Origin of the sequence: Limosilactobacillus panis DSM 6035 (genome assembly GCF_001435935.1) — a bacterium.
In the GTDB taxonomy this organism is placed as follows: Bacteria; Bacillota; Bacilli; order Lactobacillales; family Lactobacillaceae; genus Limosilactobacillus; species Limosilactobacillus panis.
In genome coordinates, this window is sequence record NZ_AZGM01000023.1 from 1 (window position 1) to 3169 (window position 3169).

General features: G+C 49.2%; 4 protein-coding genes. 2 read left to right on the top strand and 2 right to left on the bottom strand.

All coding sequences use genetic code 11. The features are described from left to right. Positions 1 to 85: 85 nt before the first annotated feature. A complete protein-coding gene (gene pnuC, locus FD32_RS02050) occupies positions 86 to 835 on the bottom strand; it encodes a nicotinamide riboside transporter PnuC (protein WP_047770186.1) in 750 nt (249 codons plus the stop codon). 184 nt (positions 836 to 1019) lie between these two features. Next, positions 1020 to 1523 (bottom strand): transcription elongation factor GreA, encoded by a 504-nt coding sequence (greA, locus tag FD32_RS02055; RefSeq protein WP_047770184.1) that lies wholly within the window; start codon positions 1521 to 1523, stop codon positions 1020 to 1022. A gap of 86 nt (positions 1524 to 1609) precedes the next feature. Between greA and FD32_RS02060 the strand changes: the two genes are divergently transcribed. Both FD32_RS02060 and FD32_RS02065 read left to right on the top strand, forming a co-directional pair. Beyond that, positions 1610 to 2731, top strand: a complete 1122-nt coding sequence (locus FD32_RS02060; RefSeq protein WP_047770183.1) for a hypothetical protein — start codon at positions 1610 to 1612, stop codon at positions 2729 to 2731. A gap of 17 nt (positions 2732 to 2748) precedes the next feature. Next, positions 2749 to 3075, top strand: a complete 327-nt coding sequence (locus FD32_RS02065) for a hypothetical protein (protein ID WP_047770178.1) — start codon at positions 2749 to 2751, stop codon at positions 3073 to 3075. Positions 3076 to 3169: the final 94 nt, after the last annotated feature.

The following is a 3169-nucleotide window of genomic DNA, read 5'->3' on the forward strand; positions in this document are numbered from 1 at the left end:
TAATATTTTAAAGGAAAATGGAGTTAAATGAAATCCGAAAATTTCATCTAACTCCAATTATTTGGGACTTATGTCACAGCCCCTTTTATTCTTCGATTCCCACCGACTTTGCGTAGGCCGTTTCGGCGATGCTTAGCCGTTCGCGTTCCTTCTTGTTGTACCATGGTGAAATGGTAAAGGCGAGGACGTCATTGATTAGGTAGATGGAACTATTCACGGCCATTGCCAGGGTTGCGGAACCCTGCTGGTATGAAATGAACCAGAGGACCAGCTGGGCAATTCCGGAAGCTAGCCACCAGAAGTACTGGTTGTTAAAGCGGAGGAAGCAAATCACCCCGGCCGTTAAGCTAATTGAAAAGCTGATGGCATCAATCCATGGGCGGGGGTCGTCAGTTAAGTGACCGATTAGGTAGCCGGAAACCAGGTAGACCACCCCGGTAGCGATAATTGCCACTGTCCAGCTGCGGGGAGTAAAGTGGCGGATCTTTGATGCCATATTAACGTTCCAGTTGCTGGACAAGAGGACGGGGATATCCAGGGTAATCATGTAGGCAACCTGTTCCCCGATGCTCAAATAGTTCTTGGCGTTGAAGCCGATGATGATAAAACAGATTGCAGAAAGAATACCGAGCACCCCGTTTACCGACTTAGCGGCGTTGATTGCCAAGACACAGAGGACACCTAGAGTAGTACCGATGAAGGTGATCACGGACAACCAGGTGATTGGTGTGCTGGCCAGGGTCATGATCTGACAACCCAGGCTAAAGAAGAACAGGTAGTAGTTCTGTTGTGGCCACCCCTTGAGCTGGTGGGCCAAAAATTTAAAGTAGTTCATTTAAGTAACCTCAATTCCAAAAGTATGTTTAGGGCTCATAGCGCTATGAACGCAACATATGGTAGTATAGGGGCTATTTTCCCCGGGTGCAAGCACAAAATATAGTGGCTAATCGGCTGATTGATAATGTGAAGGGCGCGAAAAGAAACATGGAAACGGTTTAGGGGGTCCGGAAAAAAGTTTGCTATTTGCTCAAGGCAATCTTAATGATTTTAACCTGGTAAAATGCCTGGGGCGCCTGCACAGTGACGACTTTACCTGCTGGCTGGTGCATGATTGCTTGACCAAGCGGGGAGTCAAAGGAGACCTTCTGCTTGGCGAGGTCGGCTTCCTGCTTACCGACAATTTGGTAGGTTGCGGTATCGTCATCATCCTCAAACTTGAGGGTGACGGTTGTGCCGAGGTCGACGGTCCCGGTGTCCGCCGGGTCAATCACTTGTGAATATTGGAGTTGCTTATTGAGGTAACGCAGGCGGCTCTCTAAGTGGCGGAGTTCCCGCTTGGCCGTACTGTACTCCGTATTCTCCGAGAGGTCACCCAGAGCCCGCGCCGCCTTCAGTTGGGCGATTTTGGCAGGCCGCTGCTGTTGGAGCTGGTGGATCTCGTCTTCAATTTCCTGGTAGCCGGTACTAGTCATCTTTTGAAAATAAACGTTCTTCATGGCTTCCACAATTTTCTTCTTACGCATTGTGCGTGCCCCCTCATTTAATCTTTACCACCTAATTATGATATGATAGATAGGAAAATTCAATTTTAGATGGAGGAGTAAGGAGTATGAACGAACAAGAAGAACACGTTAAAAAGTTCCTCGCTTCGTCCACGTATCATCAGCTTTCTGCTAACCAGCAGAAACATGCTCAGGATATTCTAACCCGCTTTAATCAACATATGATGAACGAGCAGCACCTGGCCGACACCGCGTGGACGCCCCAAGCGGTGAAGGAAGTAATGGTGGGGGACTTTATTGCGGATCCTGCATTGACCAACCAGTTTGGCATTGCGGTGGCCCCGGTCTTGAAGGCCTACCAAAACTTTTTAAAGGTTGCGGGATTAAGGGAAATCATTCAAGCAATTGATGACCAACGTACAAATATGAATGCCTGTCGGAAGGCCCACCAGACATGGGCGCAAATGCACGGCAAGGAAAAGACTACTGAACCGGCTCCTAAAGCACCGGCAAAGAAGACCACAGCCACTAAGAAACCGGAAAATGTTAAGAAAGTTAAACCGTGGTCGGCCCAACGGTTGGAAGGCTTCATTGAAAAATGCAAGCACGCGGCAGCGGTTGAAAATGAGTCCCAGAACCAGCCACTTGATGGTGGTGAACAACAATACATTGTTGGTCAGTTTATCAAGTTGATGGCCCAGGAATGTGGTGAATACCCCGGCAGCTGGGATTTCTACGACCTTCAGCGGGTCTTGGGAATGATGATGCCGCTTGACCCGGACATTACCCCCAAACAGATTAAAAATATTGTCCCGACTGCCCAGGCCCTCTTTGATTACTTGAAGCGGACCAAGCAGCTCGACTTAGACCAGTACCGGATCGGCTTGAAGGCAATTGCCAATATGCAACCATCTCAGGACATGCTGGCTAGCCTGAGTCGCAAGGACCGGGAAACCCAGCTGATGCTATCTTTCATCCGTAGCAACGGAATCGATACCAACGATGTTAAGACCGCTGAAAAGTGGATGGATGATCACCGGGAAGAGGTGGCCGGCTTTATGCGCGGCCTATTGAACCCGTGGAGCGAGTACGAACACCGACAACTGATGAAACGGCAACATCAACAGCAGCAAGTAGCCCCGGGTCGACAGACGCAAGTGGTAAGACACCACCGGGTACCCCAGGGAATTAAGTTCAGTAAGAAGGCACGTAAGAGACGCCATAAGTAGGAAGGAAGCAGTTATCGATGAGTGTTGAAATTCCCCAAAGTATGGACGATGTTGTCATGCAGGTTGCTCAACGCAAGCTGCATGGTGAGACAGTCACCGAGGATGAAGTGATCAAAAATGCGGTGCGCGACATCCTTCAGGCGTTCTTTGATGAAGCGCTGGAAGGCCACTATGATGATGTCAAGTGGGCCGGTGATGACCTCGAGGTAACTGATATAATGGGAAAAGTTGTCGGTAAGGTGGTACCGAAGGGGAAGGACTTTATTGCCGACTTTCGCGCTAATGCCGACGACCTCTTACTACGCTTTGAAGATAAGACCACCAAGATTGTTGGTGGCCGTTAAAAAGTAAAAAGGAACCGGAAACCCGGTTCCTTTTTGTTTTTTCTAGTGCGCCCGGCATGGGTATTAGCTAGGTGGTGAAAGTCCACTATGGGCC